We start from the raw sequence: 20,392 nt of genomic DNA, 5'->3' as shown, positions 1-20,392 counted from the left end.
AGTTTCGCTATGCTACCCGTCAACGCAATCGATTTGCCGAAGGAAATGATACCGTATGACCAAGAAGATTTTGTTCGCGAGTGCCGCGAGCCTCGCGCTGACCGCCTGTGGCACCATGGGCGAGGATGACGCCATCGCCACGGCAGCCGCCATGGCCGCTGCTGCCGCCGACAACCAGGCCGCGCAGGCGGTGGTCTCGAACCCGCTCCTGCAGGAATGGGAAGGCCCTTACGGCGGCGTTCCCCAGTGGCAGGATTACGACGTCTCGATGTTCGACGAGGCCTATGAAGTCGCCATCGCCGACTATCTCGCCGAAGTCGAATCGATCGCCGACAATCCCGCCGCGCCGACTTTCGCCAATACGATCGACGCGCTGGAGCTGTCCGGCGAGAAGCTGGGCCGCGTCCAGTCGGTCTTCAGCGTCTATTCGAGCAATATCTCGACGCCCGAAGTCCAGTCGGTCGACAAGGAGTGGAGCCCGAAGCTGTCCGCTGCCTATGACAAGGTGACGCTCAACGACGCGCTCTTCCAGCGCATCAAGACGCTCCACGACAACCGCCAGAGCCTCGGGCTGACGAGCCAGCAGATGCGCGTGCTCGAGCGCCGTTATGAAAGCTACGTCCGTAACGGCGCCGAACTGGACGCCGCGGGCAAGGCGCAGCTTTCGGCTTACAATGCGCAGCTCGCCGAGCTGTTCAGCGACTTCTCCGCCAAGGTTCTGGCCGACGAGAATGTCGTGACCTACGCGAGCCTCGATGAGATGCAGGGCGTTCCCGCCGACGTGATGAGCGCTGCCGCGGCGGCCGCCGATGCGAGCGATGCGGCCTACGCGATCAAGAATACGCGCTCGATGGTCGATCCAGTCCTGAGCTACGCGAAGGACCGTGCGTTCCGCGAGAAGATCTGGCGCAAGTTCGTCGGGCGCGGCGACAATGGCGATGCCAACGACACCAACCAGGTGATCGCCGATATCGTGAAGGTCCGCGCCCAGCGCGCCGACCTGCTCGGCTATGAGAGCCACGCTCACTGGCGGATGCAGGACACGATGGCCGGCACGCCCGCCAACGCGATGGACCTGATGATGAAGGTCTGGCCCGCCGCAGTCGCGCGCGTCGATGAAGAAGTCGAGGACATGCTCGTCTTCGCGCGCAAGGACGGCGTGACCGAGATCGAGCCGTGGGACTACCGCTATTATCAGGAGATGGTCCGCAAGGATAAGTACGACCTCAGCGCCGACGAGCTGAAGCCCTATTTCGAATTGAACAACATGGTCGCCGGCATGATCTGGTCGGCCGAGCAGCTCTACGGCATCACCATGACCGAAAACACGGGCGCGGTGCCGGTCTATCATCCCGACATCCGCACCTTCGAGGTGAACAACAAGCGCACGGGCGAGAATATCGGGCTGTTCTACTTCGATACCTACGCGCGAGACGGCAAGCGTTCGGGCGCGTGGATGAACAGTTTCCGCATCGGCACCAAGCTGGAAGGCGACGAGCCGGGTCTGTTCTCCAACAACAACAATTTCAACAAGCCGCAGCCGGGCGAACCGGTGCTCATCAGCCTCGATGATGCGCAGACGCTCTGGCACGAATTCGGCCATGCGATCCATTACATGCTGGTCGACGTCGATTATCCGAGCCTTACGGGCAACCAGCGCGACTTCGTCGAATATCCTTCGCAGGTGAACGAGAATTGGCTGCTGACCGAGCCGGTGCTCACCCGCTTTGCGAAGCATTACGAGACCGGCGAGCCGATGCCGCAATCGTTGCTCGACAAGATCGAGGCGAGCGCGACCTTCAACGAAGGCTTCTCGACGGTGCAGTATCTGTCCTCGGCGCTCGTCGACATGAAGCTGCACATGGACCCCGATGGCGACGTCGATGTCGACGCATTCGAGCGGCAGGCACTGGCAGAAATCGGGATGCCCGACGCGACCGTGATGCGTCACCGTCTCCCGCAGTTCAATCACCTCTTCTCGTCCGACGCCTATTCGGCGGGCTATTACAGCTACCTGTGGTCGGAGACGATGGATGCGGACACGTGGGAGGCCTTTGCCGAAACGGGCAATCCGTACGACCCCGAGGTTGCCGAACGCTTCATGCGCAACATTCTCATGACCGGCAATGCGACCGATCGCGCCGAGGCCTATCGTGCCTTCCGTGGTCGCGACCCGGACGTCGATGCGCTGCTGCGCCGTCGCGGTTTTCCGGTCGGGGGATCGAACTAGAGACTTATAGCCGGGCCGCCTGGGCATTGCCCCAGGCGAGCTCTGCGAGCGGTTCGAGCGCCTTCGCGGTTTCCACCGCGTGGGCGCTCGATGCGTTTCCGCGCGCCACACGTCCCTTGATGCCGTGGACGATCGCGGCCAGCCGGAACATGTTGTAGACGATGAGATAGTCGAGATCGGCCAGTCCTTCGCGGCCGGTTCGTGCGCAGTAGGCGTCGACATAATCGGCTTCGCTAGGAATCCCGAGATCGTCGAGATCGCGCCCGAGCAGGCCGGTGAAGCTGCCCGCGCTCGGCATCCGGTACATCAGCAGATGATAGGCGAAGTCCGCGCCGGGATCGCCCAAGGTCGATAGCTCCCAGTCGAGCACGGCATCGACACGCGCAGCGTCGGGCGCGAAGATCATGTTGTCGCAGCGAAAGTCGCCGTGAATGACTCGGACGGGTTCGCCGGAGCGATCGGGCGCGTTGGATTGGAGCCAGTCGACGAGCCTGTCCATCGCATCGACACGGCCTGCCGCGGCGTCGCCGAGATACTGCTCGGACCAGCGCTTCAACTGCCGTGCGACGAAGGCCTCGCCCTTGCCGTAGCCGCCGAAACCGATCTCGGCGGGGTCGTAGGAATGGAGCTGCGCGATCGTCGCGTTCATCGCATCGAAGTGCGCCGCGCGATTTTCGATGCCCGGAAAATGCGCTTCCCACACGATCCGCCCCGGTACCATGTCCATGACGAAGAAGGGCGTTCCGATCACGTCCGCATCCTCCTCCAGCTCGTAGGTGCGCGGTGCGGGAAAGCCCTGCTCGCCAAGCGCACTCATGACCTTATATTCGCGCTCGACCGCATGCGCACCCGGCAGCAGTTTGCCCGGCGGTTTGCGGCGCAGCACATAGGCCGCTCGCGGCGTCGTCAGCTTATAGGTGGGATTGGATTGGCCACCCTTGAATTGTTCGACCCTCAGCGGTCCCTCGAAGCCTTCGACATGCGTGCCCATCCACTCGGCGAGGGCAGTCTCGTCAAAGGCGAGACGTTCGGAGACGGGAGCGGTGCCCGTGTTGGCGGTTGTGCGATCCATGACGCCTGCCTACCCAAAGGCTGAACAATCGCAAAGGCCGGAGCATTATCAGCGCATGCATCGCATCCTACACCTGTCCGACGTCCATTTCGGGATCCACGAGGAGCATCTGGTCGCGGCCTGCGAGCAATATATCGCCGACACGCACGCCGATTATCTGATCGTCGCGGGCGACCTGACACAGTGGAACGACCCCGAGGAATATCGCCTGGCGCGCCTTTGGCTCGAGAAGATCGAGGAGCGGGGACACAATCTCATCGTGGTGCCGGGCAATCACGACGTTCCGAGCTTCGACCTGGTGAAGCGCTTCACGCGGCCGGTCGCCGATTACGTCAAGCACATGGGCGAGTATGGCGAGGACTTGAATCCATGGATCGAGGACGAGGGAATCGCGATCCTCGGCCTCAACACTGCGCGCGGCCTCGTCATCAAGAACGGCAAGATTTCGAACAGCCAGATCGAATTGATGCGCGAGAAGTTCGGTGCGGCCTCGCCCAATGCCCTGCGCATCCTGACCTGCCATCACCCGCTGTGGAAACTGCCGCGCGGCGAGAAACTGGGCGATGCGGTCCAGAACCAGGTCGCCGCCGTCAGCGCGACCGACGATTGCGGCATCGATCTCATTCTGACCGGTCACAATCACACGAGTTCGGTGCATCGGACGCTGGACCTGCCCAAGGGCGACGGCAGTGCGCTTGCGATCCAGGCGGGCACGGCCTTCTCGACCCGTATCAAGATCGAGCCCGCCAGCTTCAATCTCATCGAGGCCGACCGCTTCAATTGCGTCATCACGGTGATCGGCTGGGACGGAGACAGTTTCGTCGAGCGCCGCCAGCATCATTACACGCGCGAGCATGACGAGGCGCATTGGCAGCCGACCAGCGCCAATGCGATGGGCCTCGTCGCCGAAGTCGCGCGCGCGGCGGAAGGAAAGACGAAGATATGAGCGATCCGTTGGACGGGTTCGACATCGACCGTTTCGTCGACCTGACGCTGCAGGAAGATCTGGGGGCAGGGGGCGATGTGACGTCGGCTTCCACATTGCCCGACGACGCCATGTTCGAGGCGGTCATGGACACGCGCGAGGAGATCGTCGTCGCGGGACTGGACGTTGCCGCCGCGTTTTTCCGCCATCTCGATCCCGAGGTCGAGATCGAGCTCTTGGTCGAAGACGGCGAGAAGGTCGAGGCGGGGCGCGATCTCATGACGCTCACCGGCAATGCGCGCGCGATGCTCGCCGCCGAACGCTCCGCCCTCAACACGCTGCAGGTCCTTTGCGGCATCGCCACCATGGCGCGGCGCTATGCCGATGCGATCGAGGGTACCGGTGCGGTCGTGCTCGACACGCGCAAGACCATTCCGGGCCTGCGCGCTCTGTCGAAATATGCCTCGCTCATGGGCGGTGCGTCCAACCACCGACTGCGGATGGATGACGGCTTGCTCATCAAGGACAATCATATCGCGGTGAACGAGGGCGATATTTCCGCGACCGTCAGCGGGGCCGCAAAGGCTGACCACGGGCTCGACGTGCAAGTCGAGGTCGATCGGATTGACCAGATCGAACCCGCGCTTGCAGCAGGCGCTAACCGCCTGTTGCTCGACAATATGCCGCCCGATGTGCTGCGCGAAGCCGTTGCGCTCGTGAACGGGCGCGTGCCGCTGGAAGCCTCGGGCGGGATCGACCTCACGACCATCCGCGCGGTGGCCGAGACGGGCGTTGACTTCATCTCCACGAGCAAGATCACCATGGGCGCGCCGGCGGTCGATATCGGGCTGGATTTTGCACTGACGGATTAAGGCGCCATTGTGGCAGCGCGAGCGGCTGCTATAGCGTCTCCAACTTCAGGAGACACAAGTGACGTTCAAGGGTCTTTCCAAGATTGAGTATAACGGCAAATCCGTCTGGCCGCTGATCGAAGGCGGCAAGGGGGTCAGCGCGACCAACCATGCCTCCTCGGGTGCATGGGCGGCAGCAGGCGGCATCGGAACGGTCAGCGCGGTCAACGCCGACAGCTACGATCCCGAAGGTCGCATCATCCCGCAGGTCTACGAGGAAATGACCCGCCGCGGGCGCCACGAAGAACTCGTCCAATACGCCATCGACGGCGCCACCGCGCAGGTCACGAAGGCTTACGAGATGGCCGACGGCAAGGGCGCGATCAACGTCAACGTCCTGTGGGAAATGGGCGGCGCCGAGCGCGTGCTCGAAGGCCTGCTCGATAATTGTGCGGAGATGGTCGACGGCGTCACCTGCGGCGCGGGGATGCCTTACCGCCTGTCCGAAATCGCGCGCGAGCACGGCGTCAAATATCTGCCCATCGTGTCTTCGGGGCGCGCGTTTCGTGCGCTGTGGAAACGCGCCTATTCCAAGCATCCCGAGGGATTGGGTGCGGTCGTCTACGAAGATCCTTGGCTTGCGGGCGGGCACAACGGCCTGTCCAATGCCGAGGATCCGAGAAAGCCGCAGGATCCTTATCCGCGGGTCGCCGAACTCAGGCAAATGATGCGCGATGCCGGCACGCCCGAAGTGCCGATCGTGATGGCAGGCGGCGTGTGGCGTCTCGACGAGTGGAACGACTGGATCGAGAATGACGAACTGGGGCCGATCGCCTTCCAGTTCGGTACGCGACCGCTGCTGACGCAGGAAAGTCCGATCCCGCCCGAATGGAAGGCGCGGCTGATGGAACTGGAAGAGGGCGACGTCCTTCTCCACAAATTCTCGCCGACGGGTTTCTATTCGAGCGCCGTGCGCAATCCCTTCCTGCGCAGTCTGGAAGCGCGCTCGGAGCGGCAGATCCCGTTTACCAAGGAGCAGGAAGGCGACCACCAGTTCGCGCTCGATGTCGGCATCAAGGGCCGCAAGCAATATTGGGTGACGAAGGCCGACCTTCAAAAGGCGCGCGAATGGCACGCGGCAGGTCACACCGAGGCGATGAAGACGCCCGCCGACACGCTTGTCTTTGCGAGCGAGGAAGAGCGTGACATGATCCGCAAGGATCAGGCCGACTGCATGGGCTGTCTGTCGCAGTGCAGCTTCTCGAGCTGGGCGGACAACGAGAAGAACACGACGGGGCGCCTCGCCGACCCGCGTTCCTTCTGCATCCAGAAGACGCTGCAGGACATCGCACATGGTGGGCCGGTCGACGAGAATTTGATGTTCGCCGGACACGCCGCCTACCGCTTCAAGCAGGATCCTTTCTACTCGAACGGCTTCGTGCCGACCGTCGGCCAGCTTGTTGACCGGATCCTGACCGGCGCATGATCCGCTTCTTCGCCCTGATCGCGGCGCTGTTGCTCGCCACCTCCGCCTCGGCGCAGGACGAACGAGAGGTGCCTTACTGGGCCTCGATCAGTTCGGGCGAGGCGATGATGCGGACGGGGCCGGGGCGCACTTATCCCGGCACTTGGCTCTACCAGCGCCGCGACCTGCCGGTGAAAATTGTCCAGCGCTACGACAATTGGCGCAAGATCGAGGATCCCGACGGGGAGACCGGCTGGATGTCGGTCGCGCTCCTCACCGAACGCCGGACCGCGATTGTAACGGGCGACGAACTCGTCGACGTGCGCGCGACGGTCAGCATCAAGAGTCCCGTGCGCTACCGGGCCGAGCCGGGCGCGGTCGGGAGGCTGGCGGAATGCAACGGCACCTCGTGCCGCATCTCCTTCGGCGAACGCGAAGGCTGGATCGCGCAATCCCGACTATGGGGGCTCGACGAGGGCGAAACGCTCGAATAGCGCTTCGCCCCCGATGCCTCAGGTCCCGGGCGCTTCCTTGGCGACCGGCGCATAGCGGACGCGCTTCATTTCCATGGTCATGCCGGTCTCGGAGTTGGTGACATAGCTCTGTCCGACAGCGATCGGCTGGGGCGGACCGTCCCAGCACTGGTCGTTATCGTTCTCCATCACGCTGTCGTAGCAGACCTGGCCATCCTTCCAGGACCAGGTTCCCTGGTCGCGCACCTCGCCACCGCCACTATCTTGATAGGAGCCGTCGCTTCGGAGCGAGGTGGTAATCGTCGTGCCGTCGTTACCGAGATATTCCCAAGCGGTGTCCGCATAGGGCGTTCCCGCGACGGCCGACGTCTCGTTGCCGAGTGCGACTTCGCCGTTCTCGGCGACCGTGATGTCGACATTCTCGCCTTCGGGCGCGTCGACGTCGTTGCCGCCGCAGGCGGCAAGCGCGAGCGCCAGCGGCGCGGCGAACAGGATCGATTTGTTCATAATGGTTTCCCCTTCGTGTCGCGCTTCAACGCGCCAGTGCGGGGTAGGTGCCAATACGGCCTGCGCGGCGCGCGGTCAGGTCTTGCGTTGCAGCCGCGCGCCAGGCGTCCGATCGTCTTTGATGATCCAGCCAGTGGCGTCGCGCGTGAAGCAGAGCTGGTCGTCGTTGCTTTCGGTGAGGCACAGCTTGCCCTCGATCATCGCGATCGTCCCAGTGCGCCGATGGCCGCCGACGTCGATCCCCGACCAGCGATTGCCCCGTTCGACGGTCAGTCTGGCACGCTGACCTCCCGGGGCCGTGAGTTCCCATTCGCCGGGTTCGAGGATGTCGGCGGCGTCATGGAGGGGTGAGGGCGCAGGGGTCGAAGCATCGGGCCATGTGACCGCTCCGTCACGCTCGACCGATGTCGTCGCCGCATCCGCCTCCTCGCTGGCGGAGCCACATGCCGCGAGCGCCATCGCACCCGCGGCAATCGAAACAAGCCGCATTCTTACGCCATCTCCACCGCGATGGCAGTCGCTTCCCCGCCGCCGATGCACAGGCTCGCGACGCCTTTCTTGAGGCCGCGATTTTTGAGCGCGGCGAGCAGGGTCACGAGGATGCGCGTACCGCTGGCGCCGATGGGATGACCCAGCGCGGTGCCGCCGCCGTTGACGTTGATCTTGTCGTGCGGGATGCCGAGGTCCTTCATCGCGAACATGGCGACGCAAGCGAAGGCTTCGTTCACTTCCCACAGGTCGACATCGTCGACGCTCCAGCCGGCCTTATCGAGGCACTTCTGGATGGCGCCGATGGGGGCGATGGTGAATTCCTCGGGTGCCTGCGCGTGGGCGGCGGTGGCGACGATATGCGCGACCGGCGTCTTCCCCGCGGCCGAAGCGGCCTCGGCGCTGGTGACGACGACCGCAGCGGCGCCGTCGGAAATGCTCGAGCTGGTGGCGGCGGTGATGGTGCCGTCCTTGGCGAAGGCGGGGCGCAGCTGCGGGATCTTGTCGGGATTGCCGCGGCTGGGTGCCTCGTCCTTGTCGACGACCGTCTCGCCCTTGCGGTCGGAAATCGTCACCGGCACCACCTCGTCGTCGAAATCGCCCTCGGCGATCGCACGCTGGGCGCGGGCGAGGCTTTCGATGGCGTAATCGTCCATATTTTCGCGCGTCAACTGATAGTCGTTGGCGGTGTCCTGCGCGAAGGCGCCCATCGCCTTGCCTTCCTCGTAGGCATCTTCCAGCCCGTCGAGGAACATATGGTCGTAGGCCGTGTCATGCCCGATGCGTGCGCCCGAGCGATGCTTCTTGAGGAGGTAGGGCGCGTTGGTCATGCTCTCCATGCCGCCCGCAATGATCGTGGTGGCATTACCCGCACGGATCGCCTCGTCGGCCTGAATGACCGTCTGCATGCCCGAGCCGCAGACCTTGTTGACGGTGGTCGCCTGAACGCTCTTGGGCAGACCCGCCTTCAAGGCCGCCTGCCGCGCCGGTGCCTGACCGAGCCCGGCGGGGAGCACGCATCCCATGTAGATGCGGTCGATGTCCTCGCCCGCAACGCCCGCGCGATCGACCGCCGCCTTGACCGCGGTGGCCCCCAATTCGGTCGCGGTTGCACCGGACAAGGCGCCCTGCATCGAACCCATCGGTGTGCGGGCATAGGATAGGATTACGGTCTGGCTCATTTGCGGCTCCTCGTGTATGACGGTTCGCGATCCACATAGGGTTACGAGCCAGCGCTATCAATCGTGCGTTAAGCTTGGTTCGTCAGGGTGGTGGCACGGCGCGACGATTGCAGCGTAGCGTAAGGGGACGAATGCGATGATCGAATTGCTTGCAGCAGCGGCTTTGGCGGCCGAACCTCCCATGGCCATCGCCTCGAGCGCGATGCTGAGTGGCGGACAGGCTGCGGTGCAGGCACGCGACCCCAAGGACGATGACGACGACAATGCCGAGGACCGACCCAAGAAGGCGGATCGCAAGCCCGATCGCCGCAAGGTCAACGACTGTCGCCGCAATATCGTGACGCAGCGCTGCTCGCTCGGTGGCGCGCCCACCCCCTTCCTCTAGGATGAAATTTCTCCCTATCACGGCGCTGGCGATCGCCGGCGCCTCCTTTGCCGTGGCCGCGTCTGCGCATCCCGAGCACAAGGAAATGATGGAGAATGCGGAGGTCCTCGACCCGCAGACGCCGCCCGCTGAGGTGATGGCGGTCATGAGCCACTTCACCGACGCCCTGGGCGTGCGCTGTTCGCATTGCCATGTCGGCGAGGAAGGTGCGCCATTGTCGACCTACGATTTCGCCAGCGATGCCAAGCCCGCCAAAAACCAGGCGCGCGCGATGATGCGGCTGACGATGATGATCAACGAGAGCGAGCATCTGCCTGGCGAGCCCTTCGCCTCGATGACCGACATGGACCGCAACCGCGTCAATTGCGCGACCTGCCATCGCGGTCAGCCGCGCCCGACGCTCGAGGCCGAACCCGGCTTGTAAGCCCGCTTCCTCTCCTGCTACGCGGCCAAGCGAACAGGAGAGACATGACCGTGAGCAACGAACCCGCCCTCGACTTCATGCTCGGCGAGATGGCCGACCAGATTCGCGAGACCACCCAGCGCTTCGCCCAGGACAAGATCGCGCCGCTGGCCGAAGAGATCGACCGCGAGGACCGCTTCCCCAGCGAGCTGTGGCCGCAGATGGGCGAATTGGGCCTGCACGGCATCACCGTTTCCGAAGACGATGGCGGCTTGGGGCTCGGCTATCTCGAACATGTCGTCGCACAAGAAGAGATCGCGCGCGCCTCGGCCAGCGTGGGCCTCTCCTATGGCGCGCACACGAACCTGTGCATCAACCAGATCGCCAAATGGGGGTCGGCTGCGCAAAAGGAAAAGTATCTCGCTCCCCTCATTTCGGGCGAGCATGTCGGCGCGCTCGCGATGAGCGAGGCCAATGCGGGCAGCGACGTGGTCAGCATGAAGCTGAAGGCCGAGAAGGTCGACGGGGGCTATAAGCTCAACGGCACCAAATTCTGGATCACCAACGGCGCTTACGCCGACACGCTCGTCGTCTACGCGAAAACGGGGGAGGGATCGCGCGGCATTACGACCTTCCTCATTGAAAAGGACGACGAGGGTTTCTCGATCGGCCAGAAGCTCGACAAGATGGGGATGCGCGGGTCGCCCACCGCCGAACTTGTCTTCAACGATTGCTTCGTCCCCGAAGATCGAATCATGGGCCCCGAGAACGGCGGGGTCGCGGTGCTGATGAGCGGGCTCGATTATGAGCGCACGGTGCTGGCGGGGATCCAGTTGGGGATCATGCAGGCCTGTCTCGACACGGTCCTGCCCTATGTGCGCGAGCGAAAGCAGTTCGGGACGCCCATCGGCTCGTTCCAGCTGATGCAGGCCAAGATCGCCGACATGTATGTCGCGCTCAATTCCGCGCGTGCCTACGTCTATACCGTCGCGCGCAACTGCGATGCCGACAAGACCACCCGCTTCGACGCGGCGGGCGCGATCCTGCTGGCGAGCGAAAGCGCCTTCAAGGTCGCGGGCGAGGCGGTGCAGGCGCTGGGCGGCGCGGGCTACACCAAGGACTGGCCGGTCGAACGCTACCTGCGCGACGCCAAATTGCTCGACATCGGCGCGGGGACGAACGAGATCCGCCGCATGCTGATCGGCCGCGAGCTGGTGGGGGCGGGGGCTTGAGCGCTCCTACCCTCAAAAGCCAGATCGACCTCGACGGCGAGGAAGCCAAAGGTCGCGCCGAGCATAACCGCGCGCTCGTCCAGCGCCTGCGCGACGATGTCGCCAAGGCCGCGCTCGGTGGTTCCGAAGGCTCGCGCGAGCGGCATGTGGGGCGCGGCAAGCTGCTTCCCCGTGAGCGGGTCCAACGCCTTCTCGATCCCGGCTCGCCCTTCCTCGAAATTGGCCAGCTCGCCGCGTACGACATGTACAAGGACGACATCCCGGGCGCGGGCATGATCGCGGGCATCGGGCAGGTCGACGGGCGGCAGGTGATGATCGCCTGCAACGATGCCACCGTGAAGGGCGGCACCTATTATCCGATGACGGTGAAGAAGCATCTGCGCGCGCAGGAAATCGCGCAGAAGTTGCGGCTTCCGTGCATCTATCTGGTGGACTCTGGCGGCGCGAACCTGCCGCACCAGGCCGAAGTCTTCCCTGACCGCGACCATTTCGGGCGCATCTTCTTCAACCAGGCGAACATGAGCGCGAAAGGCATCCCGCAGATTGCCTGCGTCATGGGCAGCTGCACCGCGGGCGGCGCTTATGTCCCCGCGATGAGCGATGAAAGCGTCATCGTGAAGGAGCAGGGCACCATCTTCCTCGCCGGACCGCCGCTGGTGAAGGCCGCGACGGGCGAAGAGATCAGCGCCGAGGATCTGGGCGGCGGCGGGCTGCACGCCAAGACGAGCGGGGTCGTCGATCATCTCGCCGAGAATGACGAGCATGCACTGACCATCGTGCGCGATATCGTTTCGACGTTGCCCCAGCCGGACGCGAACACCGATCTCAATTATCGCGAACCGCGCCCGCCCAAGTTCGACCCCGAAGAACTCTATTCGATCATCCCCGAAGACGTGCGCGCCCCTTACGACGTGCACGAAGTCATCGCGCGGATCGTCGATGCGAGCGAATTCCACGAGTTCAAGCCGCTCTACGGCAACACGCTCGTCTGCGGCTTCGCGCACATCCACGGAATGCCCGTCGCGATCCTCGCCAACAATGGCGTGATCTTCTCCGAGGCCGCCATGAAGGGCGCGCATTTCATCGAGCTGGCGGCCGAGCGCAAAGTGCCGCTCCTCTTCCTCCAGAACGTCTCGGGCTTCATGGTCGGCGGCAAATATGAGGCGGAGGGGATCGCAAAGCATGGTGCCAAGCTCGTTACCGCCGTCGCCACTGCCCAAGTTCCCAAGGTCACTGTGCTCATCGGCGGCAGCTTCGGGGCGGGCAATTACGGTATGGCGGGTCGCGCCTACTCGCCCGACTTCCTCTTCACCTGGCCCAACAGCCGCATCAGCGTGATGGGCGGCGAACAGGCGGCCAGTGTCCTCGGCACCGTCCACCGCGATGCCGACAACTGGAGCGAGGAAGAGGCAGAGGAGTTCAAGGCTCCCATCCGCCAGAAATACGAGGACGAGGGCAACCCCTGGTACGCCACCGCGCGGCTTTGGGACGACGGCATCATCGACCCCGCACAAACCCGCGACGTGCTTGGTCTGGCGTTCGAAGCCTGCCTCAACGCCCCCATCGACGACCAGCCGAAATTCGGCGTGTTCCGGATGTAGAAGGTGACCATGTTCGATACCCTCCTCATCGCCAACCGCGGCGAAATCGCCTGCCGGGTCATGCGCACCGCGCAGAAGATGGGCATTCGCTGCGTCGCGGTTTACTCCGAGGCCGATGCCAACGCGCTGCACGTGCGCATGGCGGACGAAGCCGTCTGCATCGGCCCCGCCGCCAGCGCGGAGAGCTATCTGAAGGGCGACAAAATCATCGCGGCGGCGCAGGAGACAGGCGCCGAGGCGATCCACCCCGGCTACGGCTTCCTGTCGGAAAATGCGGACTTCGCGCAGGCGGTGATCGACACCGGGCTGATATGGGTCGGCCCCAGGCCGCAGAGCATCCGCGACATGGGGCTGAAGGATGCCGCCAAGAAACTGATGGCCGACGCGGGCGTGCCCGTGACGCCCGGCTACCTCGGCGAGGATCAGTCGGCCGAGCGGCTCGCATCAGAAGCCGACGCCATTGGCTACCCTGTCCTCATCAAGGCCGTCGCGGGAGGCGGCGGCAAGGGCATGCGCAAGGTCGAGGACGCGAAGGACTTTGCCGACGCACTCGACAGCGTGAAGCGCGAAGCGACCGCGAGCTTCGGCAACGACGTCGTCATTCTTGAGAAATGGATCACCAACCCGCGCCACATCGAAGTGCAGCTGTTCGGCGACAGTCATGGTACGGTCGTCCACCTGTTCGAGCGCGACTGCTCGCTCCAGCGCCGGCACCAGAAAGTGATCGAGGAAGCTCCCGCACCGGGAATGAGCGAAGAGACCCGCGCAGAAGTCTGCGCCGCCGCCGTGCGCGCCGGACAAGCGGTCGACTACGAGGGCGCGGGAACGGTGGAATTCATCGCCGATGCCTCCGAGGGCCTTCGCGCCGACCGCATCTACTTTATGGAAATGAATACGCGCCTTCAGGTCGAACATCCGGTGACCGAAGAGATCACCGGCGTCGACCTGGTCGAATGGCAACTCCGGGTCGCCGCAGGCGAACCCATCCCGCTCGCGCAGGACGAACTCGTCATCAACGGTCACGCCATCGAAGCCCGCCTCTATGCCGAGGATCCAGCGACGGGGTTTTTGCCCTCGACCGGCCGCCTCGACCATTTTGATCTCGGTCGTAACCAGTGGCGCGGAAAACGCCGCAAGCGCATCGAGACGGGCGTCGAGGAGGGCGACAGGATCAGCCCGCACTACGACCCGATGATCGCCAAACTCGTCGCGCGCGGCGAGGATCGCGACGCCGCCATCGATACGCTCGCGGGCATGATCGCGCGGCTCGAGATCTGGCCCGTCAAATCGAACGCGGCCTTCCTGCTGCGCGCCCTCACGCACGATGATTTCATTGCCGCCAATCTCGATACCGGCTTCATCGCCGAGCACGAAGACGATCTGATCCCCGGATGCGGGCCTGTCGAGGCGGAATGGCGTACCGCCGCGATGATCGCGATGGCGGAAGAAGAACCCGATCCGCTGGCCGGTTTCCGCCTCAACGCCGACCCGCGCGCCGCGGTGGCGCTGGGCCATGACGGTGAGACGCGAACGATCGACCTCGCAGACGAGGGCATTACGCTCCCCGCTTCGGGTTTCCGCGATGACGAGCGGGTCGTGCTGTTCTCGGCGGGCAATGCGTTCGAATTCGCGCTGACGACACGCCCCGGCGCGGGTGCGGCAGCAGGCGACGGCGCCATCGTCGCGCCGATGCCGGGCAAGGTGACGAGCGTCGCGGTTGAAGAGGGCCAGTCCGTCGCGGCAGGCGACCGGCTTCTCACGCTCGAAGCGATGAAGATGGAACATGCACTGACCGCACCCTTTGATGGGACGGTCACCGAATTGAACGCAAGCGCAGGGCAGCAGGTCGCTGTCGACACGCTGCTCGCAACAGTGGAGAAAAGCGAATGAACGTCGATGGAGTAGCAGCAGTCGTTACAGGCGGCGCGTCGGGTCTCGGTGAAGCCACCGCCCGCAAATTGTCGTCGATGGGCGCGAAGGTCGCCATCTTCGACCGCAACGGCGATGCGGGCGAGAAGGTCGCGTCCGACATCGGCGGGACCTTCTGCGATGTGGACGTCACCAGCGACGACGCCGTGAAAGCCGGGTTCGAGAAAGCACGCGCCGCCAACGGTCAGGAGCGGATCCTCGTCAATTGCGCGGGCGTCGCCAACGCCGCCAAGACGGTCGGCAAGAACAAGGAAACCGAGGAGCGGACGCTCTATCCGATGATCCAGTTCGAGCTGGCCATCAACATCAACCTCATCGGCTCGTTCCGCTGCATCGCCCATTCGGCGCACGGCATGGTCGGCCTCGACCCGCTCGACGATGGCGAGCGCGGCTGCATCATCAATACTGCGTCCGTGGCCGCAGAAGACGGGCAGATCGGGCAGGCGGCGTATAGCGCTTCCAAGGGCGGCGTGCTCGCCATGGCGCTTCCCATCGCGCGCGACCTCATGGGCGACGGTATCCGCGTCAACACCATCCTTCCGGGCGTGTTCAAGACCCCGATGGTCGCGATGATGCCGGACAAGGTTCAGACCGCGCTGGCCGAACAGGTGCCGTTCCCCAAACGGCTCGGCACGGCGGAGGAATATGCCGAACTCGCCGCCTTCATCGCGCAGACGACATATTTGAACGCCGAAAGCATTCGCCTCGACGGCGGCATCCGCATGGCGCCGCGTTAAGCGACCCCATCTTCGTTCGTTCTGAGCGAAGTCGAAGGACCGCTCTCCCGTCGACTGCCAAACAGGGCGGTCGTTCGACAACCTCAGGACACACGGATTTGATCGCCAACGCCACTCTTGCCGACCAGCTTGCCGCCGCCGCTCGCGAGGCTGCTGATGCGATCCTGCGCGTGGTCCGCGAAGGGTTCGATGTCGAGCGCAAGGGCGACGACAGCCCCGTCACCCGCGCCGACCGCGCGGCCGAGGCCGTTATCCTCGACGCGCTGGGCCGACACGCACCGGGCGTTCCCGTCATTGCCGAGGAGCAGGCGGCAGCCGGCCACATTCCCGCGCATGGCGACACATTCTTTCTCGTCGATCCGCTCGACGGAACGAAGGAATTCGTGCGTGGCGGGGATGATTATACGGTCAACATCGGACTGATCGAGCAAGGCGTGCCGACCCTCGGTGTCATCCAGGTGCCCGCAACGGGACAATTGTTTGCCGGGCGTGTGGGGCAGGGGGCATGGCGCGAGACGGAAGGTGGCCGCGATGCCATGGCGGTGCGCGCATGGCCCGATTTGCCCGTCGCCGTGACGTCCAAATCGCATCTAAGCGCATCGACCCTCGCCTACCTCGAGGCGACAATGCGATCGGGCTTCCAGCGGACCGGGATCGGCTCGAGCCTCAAATTCTGCCTTCTCGCCGAGGGTCGCGCCGACATCTATCCCCGACTGTCGCCAACCTGCGAATGGGACACGGCGGCGGGCCATGCCATCCTGTCGGCTGCGGGCGGGCAGGTCGATGGCCCTGACGGACGGCCGCTCGCTTATGGGAAGCGCAAGTTTTTCAACCCCGGCTTTCTCGCGGCGACGCGCCCGGGCCAAGTGCCGATTGAAGCCTATTTCGACCCGCCTGGCTCCTGAGCGATCGTTTCTCGGACGTTTTCCGTCCAGTGCGCCAACTGGCGCGTGAGGGCCTGCTGTGTTGCGGGTTCGACCGGACGTGACGTCCCCAGGCCGCGTAGGCGGTCGACCTCACGCTGCGCCCGCTCGATCCGCTCGAGAAGCATGATGACCTTGTCGCCCCCCTCGGCACGCTGGAGCAACGTCCGACATTTGCCGAGAACGGCATCGAGGTCGGCGAGGCGGCGAGCGCGTTCCACGGCGCGCCGGGCGGTCTGTGGCTTCTGCGGCATGACCAGACTCTAGCCGAAAGAGGATTCACCAAGAGTTTCACACTAGTCCGATCCGGATCGATCGGGATTAGGACTGGCGATGCGTGCCCTGCGGCGCTAGCGTCTGCGTCGCTCGGAACCTTGTACGGTCCGGTCGGGCATGGCCCGCCGGCTGCCTAAGTAATGTGGGGGACGAGCGTTACCATGAACCGGCAATCCAGTTTCGCGGCGGGCACCGAGCCGCTGCTACCGCCCGCGATCGACCTCGTCGCCGACAGTGACGATCAACTCGCGCGGGTCGGCGCGTTCATCGAGCGCCTCGGGATCGAAGTCGTCGACCGGCATCGCTGGCAGGATATTACCGTCGACAAGCTTGGCCACCGTCCTGTCTGGATCGAGCTGGACGAGGATCCGGGCACGGCACTCGACCATTGGCTGATGGCCTTCGACGCCCGTTCCGACAGCGGTGAATTCGCAAGCACGATCGCCATGCCCGCCGCGCTGCTCGACCCCGTCAGTTCGGTCGTCGGCAATCACGTCGATCTCGTCGTCGCTCCTGACGAGGTCACGCGGGCGAGCGCGCTGTCGATGCTCGCCGCGCAGGGCGCCGAGGGTGCGCGTGCTGCGGAGGCAGGCGCGAATGATCCGGAAGCCTTGCGCCGCTTGTCCGATGAAGTCCAACGGATTGCCGCCGCGCTCGCGCGGATGAGCGACGGGGGGTACCAGGCCGGTCCCGCGCCGCAGGGACCGGTCACGCCCGCCGATCCCGATGCCGATCTCGATGTCGAGACTGTCCGCTCGCTGATCCGCGCGCGACGTCTTCGCGCCGACTATTTCGATGCCGATCTGTTTCACGATCCCGCATGGGACATGATGCTCGACCTTCTCGCTGCCGAGGTTGCGCAGCATCGCGTTCCGGTCAGTTCGCTCTGCATGGCGGCCGCCGTCCCGCCGACGACCGCGCTGCGCTGGATGAAGACCTTGACCGACAAGAAAATCTTCCTGCGCCGCTCCGATCCCCACGACGGCCGCCGTGTCTTTGTCGAATTTTCTCAGCAGGCCAGCAGTGCGCTACGCGCCTACTTCGCCAAACTCGCTCCGCGTCTCGCCATCTGAACGGGCCCCTTGCGCCGACTATGACGCAATGTCAGGATTGATCCATTGCAAGGGGGCAATCCATGTTTTCAATCTATATCAAGCCAATGATCGTGTTGTTCGGAGGGCTGCAGGGGCTTCTGTACGGTATTCACAACATATTGAACTTCGAGGCTGCGGCGGGATTCGTCGGGCTCGTTCTCGGCCAATCGCAAAACGCGATATATTCCCAGTCGCTAGTCCCGGCCGTCGAGTCCCCATGGCTGATAATTGTCGTTCTGATCGGGATCGTATTCCTCGAGATCGTCGGCGGAGCGATCGCGATCGGAGGCGCCGCGGGTATGCTGACGGCGCGAGACGAGCAGCCCGAACGGCGCGAGAAGATGCGCGATGTGGCAGCGAGCGGTCTTGGCCTGTTGGTTTTGTGCTGGTTCGGCCTCTTTCTTTGTCTCGCCAGTGCGGGCGCGCAGATGTGGCAGTATGAGGCGGGCGGCAACGCGATGAACGGCGCGTTCATCTACGGGGCGTCGAGTGCTCTCATCATTCTTCTTCTGATGGCGCCGGAACGTCGCAAGGCGACTTGATCGTGGGTGCTATCTGGGGCAGGAGCCTCGGCGCGTCTGGGCGGTTAGCTCAGTTGGTAGAGCATCTCGTTTACACCGAGAGGGTCGGCGGTTCGAGCCCGTCACCGCCCACCAGGCGCGCTGCGCATCCCAGATCTTAACGCTTCGGCGGTAGGCTTCTTGCCGGAAGGAGCAAGATGATGGTCATGAACGCAGCCGGCGCGATCGCTTATATCAAGAACCGTCTCGAAGCGCAGTTCACCCGCGAGGGCGACCGTCTGTTGTTCGTCAACGACCGCCTCGGCCCGCCGATCGCGGTCACCGCTGCGGACCGAAAGGACTATGTCGAGGAGAGCTTCAGGAAGGTGATGGCGACTGTCCTCATCTACGCACTGCTAGGAGGCTTTCCGTTGATCCCCGTGACGGCGGTGCTGAAGCTCTTCATCACGCCTGAATATGTTGGCTGGATTTCCGTCGGGCTTTTCTGCGCAGGCCTCTTCACGCTGCTCCAGATCCGCTTCGATCGCCTGCGCGATGAGGCGTATCGCGGCTGGAGCTATGGCGATGCCCATACCGACCGGCTCGGTCCGCTTGGCGAGGCGGGTCGGGCCCGTTTCACCCTCGACGAGTAAGGTGCCGTCGCCAGCGCCAAGCGATGAGCAGCAGCACTAGACCGAGCAGCGTGAGCCCCCACGAAAGCCACTCTACGCCAAGAGTGCGCCGTTCGATCGTGCAGTCGGCGGCGGGCAGTCGGATGAGTCCGCTGTCGTCCTTCACCGCCGGCGCGCGCCTGCCGTCGCAAACACTCTGCCAAATGGGAAACCAGTAACGCGGCGCCACCTGCGCATCGGCCTCGGCAAAGCGCCGCACCGCAACCGCATCGTAGCGCCCGTTTCCGCTCCAGCCGGGCTTGATTGTACCGGGGGGCAGCATCTCCACCACATCGGCATGGTTATCGATCACGAAGTCGCGCGGGAGCGTCTTTTCGCGCGTGTCAACCACCGCCAGCACGGGCAGCATGAAATGCCCGAGCGCGGCCGCTGCGACTAGCTTGGGTCCCGCCTTGTCGGCGACCGCGAGCGAGAAACACAGCCAGAGCGGCACGAAGCCCGCCGCGCGAAACGGAAATTGCACGCGGTCGAGCAGCGGCACGTCGAATAGCGGCACGATCCCGCTCGAGGCGATTGCCACGACGAGCGCCAACGCGCTCGTCCACGACCGTGTCATCCAGAACATCGCAAGTGCGCTGACGCCCGACAGGGTGATGATGCCGAGCAGCGGCGCGATGAACGGCCCTTTTTCGCGAAAAACGAGGTTCCAATAGGCCGGACTGAAGTACGTGCGCCCCCACAAGACCTGCGTGCTCCGCTCGCCCTCGAGCGCAATGGCGGGCACGACGAAGACCGCCGCGATCAACAGGCCGACGACGAACGGCGCGATCATGCGCATCACATCGCGCGGCGCACGGCTCAGCGACAACGCATAGGGGATGGCGAGAAACAGGATCGCCAGCATCGCGATCAGGAGGTGGCTGAACAGCAGTAAGGCCACCGCGACCGCGCCCGTCACGAGATCACCGTCTCGGTGCGTGCGCAAAATGCCGAGCCCCACGAGCGGTAGAACCGCATAAGCCAGCAATTCGGCCAATGCGCCGCGAAACAGGATGTCGAAGGCGAAGAAGGGGGCACTTGCATAAAGCAAAGCGGGAAGCAGCGCCCGCCGCCCTGCCGCACGGAACCAAGCATGAGCGCACAAGGCCGCGAGAAAGACAACCAGCGCATTGACACCGACGAGCGCCTGGTCGGTCGACAACCCCCCTGCCTTGAGTGGCAAGGCGAGGAAGAAGGCGAGGGGTGGATAATAATAGAAGCTCGGTGCGCCCAGCCCGCCATGGCTTTCATTGAGCCAGCGGGGATAAAGATCCCCCGCGAAAACCTGCCGCGCGAACTGGTCGAGCCAACTCCAGTTCACCCACCAGCTCTGGTGCCAATAGGGTTCCTCCAACGCCGGCCGCGCGACGAACGCAAGCGCGATCAGCGCCGCGCCGACGATAAGGATCGGGCGTTCGGACTTCTGCCCCTGTACCCCCTGCATCGTG

General features: G+C 64.3%; 21 protein-coding genes and 1 tRNA gene. 16 read left to right on the top strand and 6 right to left on the bottom strand.

Going from position 1 to position 20,392, the window contains the following annotated elements; translation table 11 throughout:
- Positions 1 to 55 precede the first annotated feature (55 nt).
- Complete coding sequence (locus WJS89_RS03605) at positions 56 to 2,230, top strand: M3 family metallopeptidase (RefSeq protein ID WP_346339554.1); 2,175 nt, start codon at positions 56 to 58, stop codon at positions 2,228 to 2,230.
- Between the two features lie 4 nt (positions 2,231 to 2,234).
- Here WJS89_RS03605 and WJS89_RS03600 read toward each other — a convergent pair whose 3' ends face one another.
- Positions 2,235 to 3,302, bottom strand: a complete 1,068-nt coding sequence (locus WJS89_RS03600) for a phosphotransferase family protein (protein ID WP_346339553.1) — start codon at positions 3,300 to 3,302, stop codon at positions 2,235 to 2,237.
- Between the two features lie 55 nt (positions 3,303 to 3,357).
- Here WJS89_RS03600 and WJS89_RS03595 point away from each other — a divergent pair, with 55 nt between their 5' ends.
- Genes WJS89_RS03595 through WJS89_RS03580 form a run of 4 tightly spaced genes read left to right on the top strand, consistent with a single transcriptional unit; the run spans position 3,358 to position 7,037 of the window.
- The gene (locus WJS89_RS03595) at positions 3,358 to 4,248 is read left to right on the top strand and encodes a metallophosphoesterase family protein (RefSeq protein ID WP_346339552.1); all 891 of its coding nucleotides are present in this window, start codon (positions 3,358 to 3,360) and stop codon (positions 4,246 to 4,248) included.
- Positions 4,245 to 5,099, top strand: a complete 855-nt coding sequence (nadC, locus tag WJS89_RS03590; protein ID WP_346339551.1) for a carboxylating nicotinate-nucleotide diphosphorylase — start codon at positions 4,245 to 4,247, stop codon at positions 5,097 to 5,099. The genes WJS89_RS03595 and nadC overlap by 4 nt, the downstream gene beginning before the upstream one ends.
- A gap of 58 nt (positions 5,100 to 5,157) precedes the next feature.
- Entirely contained in the window at positions 5,158 to 6,564 is a 1,407-nt protein-coding gene (locus tag WJS89_RS03585) for an NAD(P)H-dependent flavin oxidoreductase (RefSeq protein WP_346339550.1), read from the top strand.
- Positions 6,561 to 7,037: an SH3 domain-containing protein gene (locus WJS89_RS03580; RefSeq protein ID WP_346339549.1), complete on the top strand. Its 477-nt coding sequence runs from the start codon at positions 6,561 to 6,563 to the stop codon at positions 7,035 to 7,037. The genes WJS89_RS03585 and WJS89_RS03580 overlap by 4 nt, the downstream gene beginning before the upstream one ends.
- A gap of 18 nt (positions 7,038 to 7,055) precedes the next feature.
- On the opposite strand, the gene WJS89_RS03575 is transcribed toward WJS89_RS03580, so the two are convergent.
- The 3 genes from WJS89_RS03575 to WJS89_RS03565 form a co-directional block, all read right to left on the bottom strand.
- Positions 7,056 to 7,523: a hypothetical protein gene (locus WJS89_RS03575; RefSeq protein ID WP_346339548.1), complete on the bottom strand. Its 468-nt coding sequence runs from the start codon at positions 7,521 to 7,523 to the stop codon at positions 7,056 to 7,058.
- Positions 7,524 to 7,598: 75 nt separating this feature from the next.
- Positions 7,599 to 8,012: a hypothetical protein gene (locus tag WJS89_RS03570; protein ID WP_346339547.1), complete on the bottom strand. Its 414-nt coding sequence runs from the start codon at positions 8,010 to 8,012 to the stop codon at positions 7,599 to 7,601.
- Between the two features lie 2 nt (positions 8,013 to 8,014).
- Complete coding sequence (locus WJS89_RS03565; RefSeq protein ID WP_346339546.1) at positions 8,015 to 9,193, bottom strand: thiolase family protein; 1,179 nt, start codon at positions 9,191 to 9,193, stop codon at positions 8,015 to 8,017.
- A 136-nt stretch (positions 9,194 to 9,329) separates the two neighbouring features.
- On the opposite strand from WJS89_RS03565, the gene WJS89_RS03560 reads away from it, so the two are divergent.
- The 7 genes from WJS89_RS03560 (at position 9,330) to cysQ (ending at position 16,385) form a co-directional block, all read left to right on the top strand.
- The gene (locus WJS89_RS03560; protein ID WP_346339545.1) at positions 9,330 to 9,578 is read left to right on the top strand and encodes a hypothetical protein; all 249 of its coding nucleotides are present in this window, start codon (positions 9,330 to 9,332) and stop codon (positions 9,576 to 9,578) included.
- Between the two features lies 1 nt (position 9,579).
- Positions 9,580 to 10,002, top strand: a complete 423-nt coding sequence (locus WJS89_RS03555; RefSeq protein WP_346339544.1) for a c-type cytochrome — start codon at positions 9,580 to 9,582, stop codon at positions 10,000 to 10,002.
- A gap of 44 nt (positions 10,003 to 10,046) precedes the next feature.
- On the top strand, positions 10,047 to 11,213 hold the full coding sequence (locus WJS89_RS03550; protein WP_346339543.1) for an isovaleryl-CoA dehydrogenase: 1,167 nt from the start codon (positions 10,047 to 10,049) through the stop codon (positions 11,211 to 11,213).
- Positions 11,210 to 12,814 (top strand): carboxyl transferase domain-containing protein, encoded by a 1,605-nt coding sequence (locus WJS89_RS03545; protein ID WP_346339542.1) that lies wholly within the window; start codon positions 11,210 to 11,212, stop codon positions 12,812 to 12,814. The genes WJS89_RS03550 and WJS89_RS03545 overlap by 4 nt, the downstream gene beginning before the upstream one ends.
- A gap of 9 nt (positions 12,815 to 12,823) precedes the next feature.
- Complete coding sequence (locus tag WJS89_RS03540; RefSeq protein ID WP_346339541.1) at positions 12,824 to 14,704, top strand: acetyl/propionyl/methylcrotonyl-CoA carboxylase subunit alpha; 1,881 nt, start codon at positions 12,824 to 12,826, stop codon at positions 14,702 to 14,704.
- Positions 14,701 to 15,480, top strand: coding sequence for an SDR family oxidoreductase (locus WJS89_RS03535; protein WP_346339540.1), 780 nt, complete (start codon positions 14,701 to 14,703; stop codon positions 15,478 to 15,480). Before WJS89_RS03540 ends, WJS89_RS03535 begins: the two co-directional genes overlap by 4 nt.
- A gap of 98 nt (positions 15,481 to 15,578) precedes the next feature.
- Positions 15,579 to 16,385: a 3'(2'),5'-bisphosphate nucleotidase CysQ gene (cysQ, locus tag WJS89_RS03530; protein WP_346339539.1), complete on the top strand. Its 807-nt coding sequence runs from the start codon at positions 15,579 to 15,581 to the stop codon at positions 16,383 to 16,385.
- Here the strand turns inward: cysQ and WJS89_RS03525 are convergent.
- A complete protein-coding gene (locus WJS89_RS03525) occupies positions 16,361 to 16,657 on the bottom strand; it encodes a hypothetical protein (RefSeq protein ID WP_346339538.1) in 297 nt (98 codons plus the stop codon). The genes cysQ and WJS89_RS03525 overlap by 25 nt on opposite strands.
- Before the next feature lie 183 nt (positions 16,658 to 16,840).
- On the opposite strand from WJS89_RS03525, the gene WJS89_RS03520 reads away from it, so the two are divergent.
- The 4 genes from WJS89_RS03520 to WJS89_RS03505 all read left to right on the top strand — a co-directional run bounded on the left by WJS89_RS03520 (position 16,841) and on the right by WJS89_RS03505 (position 18,926).
- Entirely contained in the window at positions 16,841 to 17,752 is a 912-nt protein-coding gene (locus tag WJS89_RS03520) for a MarR family transcriptional regulator (protein WP_346339537.1), read from the top strand.
- A gap of 62 nt (positions 17,753 to 17,814) precedes the next feature.
- The gene (locus WJS89_RS03515) at positions 17,815 to 18,315 is read left to right on the top strand and encodes a DUF2165 family protein (protein WP_346339536.1); all 501 of its coding nucleotides are present in this window, start codon (positions 17,815 to 17,817) and stop codon (positions 18,313 to 18,315) included.
- Between the two features lie 38 nt (positions 18,316 to 18,353).
- A tRNA-Val gene (locus tag WJS89_RS03510) sits at positions 18,354 to 18,429 on the top strand.
- Between the two features lie 62 nt (positions 18,430 to 18,491).
- Positions 18,492 to 18,926 (top strand): hypothetical protein, encoded by a 435-nt coding sequence (locus WJS89_RS03505; RefSeq protein WP_346339535.1) that lies wholly within the window; start codon positions 18,492 to 18,494, stop codon positions 18,924 to 18,926.
- Here WJS89_RS03505 and WJS89_RS03500 read toward each other — a convergent pair.
- A complete protein-coding gene (locus WJS89_RS03500) occupies positions 18,910 to 20,388 on the bottom strand; it encodes a hypothetical protein (RefSeq protein WP_346339534.1) in 1,479 nt (492 codons plus the stop codon). The two genes, WJS89_RS03505 and WJS89_RS03500, sit on opposite strands and share 17 nt — an antisense overlap.
- Positions 20,389 to 20,392 lie beyond the last annotated feature (4 nt).

Source organism: Sphingomicrobium aquimarinum, assembly GCF_039655735.1.
In the GTDB taxonomy this organism is placed as follows: domain Bacteria; phylum Pseudomonadota; class Alphaproteobacteria; order Sphingomonadales; family Sphingomonadaceae; genus Sphingomicrobium; species Sphingomicrobium aquimarinum.
The sequence above is the reverse complement of the archived record's forward strand: the minus strand, read 5'-3'. Positions and strand labels throughout refer to the sequence as shown.

Excerpts from the sequence above, each read along its gene's own strand:
- WJS89_RS03525 (WP_346339538.1), bottom strand. The coding sequence starts at position 16,657 with ATGCCGCAGAAGCCACAGACCGCCCGGCGCGCCGTGGAACGCGCTCGC.
- WJS89_RS03540 (WP_346339541.1), top strand. The coding sequence starts at position 12,824 with ATGTTCGATACCCTCCTCATCGCCAACCGCGGCGAAATCGCCTGCCGG.
- nadC (WP_346339551.1), top strand. The coding sequence starts at position 4,245 with ATGAGCGATCCGTTGGACGGGTTCGACATCGACCGTTTCGTCGACCTG.
- WJS89_RS03580 (WP_346339549.1), top strand. The coding sequence starts at position 6,561 with ATGATCCGCTTCTTCGCCCTGATCGCGGCGCTGTTGCTCGCCACCTCC.
- WJS89_RS03500 (WP_346339534.1), bottom strand. The coding sequence starts at position 20,388 with ATGCAGGGGGTACAGGGGCAGAAGTCCGAACGCCCGATCCTTATCGTC.
- WJS89_RS03535 (WP_346339540.1), top strand. The coding sequence starts at position 14,701 with ATGAACGTCGATGGAGTAGCAGCAGTCGTTACAGGCGGCGCGTCGGGT.
- WJS89_RS03560 (WP_346339545.1), top strand. The coding sequence starts at position 9,330 with ATGATCGAATTGCTTGCAGCAGCGGCTTTGGCGGCCGAACCTCCCATG.
- WJS89_RS03605 (WP_346339554.1), top strand. The coding sequence starts at position 56 with ATGACCAAGAAGATTTTGTTCGCGAGTGCCGCGAGCCTCGCGCTGACC.
- WJS89_RS03575 (WP_346339548.1), bottom strand. The coding sequence starts at position 7,523 with ATGAACAAATCGATCCTGTTCGCCGCGCCGCTGGCGCTCGCGCTTGCC.
- WJS89_RS03570 (WP_346339547.1), bottom strand. The coding sequence starts at position 8,012 with ATGCGGCTTGTTTCGATTGCCGCGGGTGCGATGGCGCTCGCGGCATGT.
- WJS89_RS03550 (WP_346339543.1), top strand. The coding sequence starts at position 10,047 with ATGACCGTGAGCAACGAACCCGCCCTCGACTTCATGCTCGGCGAGATG.
- WJS89_RS03555 (WP_346339544.1), top strand. The coding sequence starts at position 9,580 with ATGAAATTTCTCCCTATCACGGCGCTGGCGATCGCCGGCGCCTCCTTT.
- WJS89_RS03505 (WP_346339535.1), top strand. The coding sequence starts at position 18,492 with ATGATGGTCATGAACGCAGCCGGCGCGATCGCTTATATCAAGAACCGT.
- WJS89_RS03520 (WP_346339537.1), top strand. The coding sequence starts at position 16,841 with ATGAACCGGCAATCCAGTTTCGCGGCGGGCACCGAGCCGCTGCTACCG.
- WJS89_RS03600 (WP_346339553.1), bottom strand. The coding sequence starts at position 3,302 with ATGGATCGCACAACCGCCAACACGGGCACCGCTCCCGTCTCCGAACGT.
- WJS89_RS03595 (WP_346339552.1), top strand. The coding sequence starts at position 3,358 with ATGCATCGCATCCTACACCTGTCCGACGTCCATTTCGGGATCCACGAG.
- WJS89_RS03515 (WP_346339536.1), top strand. The coding sequence starts at position 17,815 with ATGTTTTCAATCTATATCAAGCCAATGATCGTGTTGTTCGGAGGGCTG.
- WJS89_RS03565 (WP_346339546.1), bottom strand. The coding sequence starts at position 9,193 with ATGAGCCAGACCGTAATCCTATCCTATGCCCGCACACCGATGGGTTCG.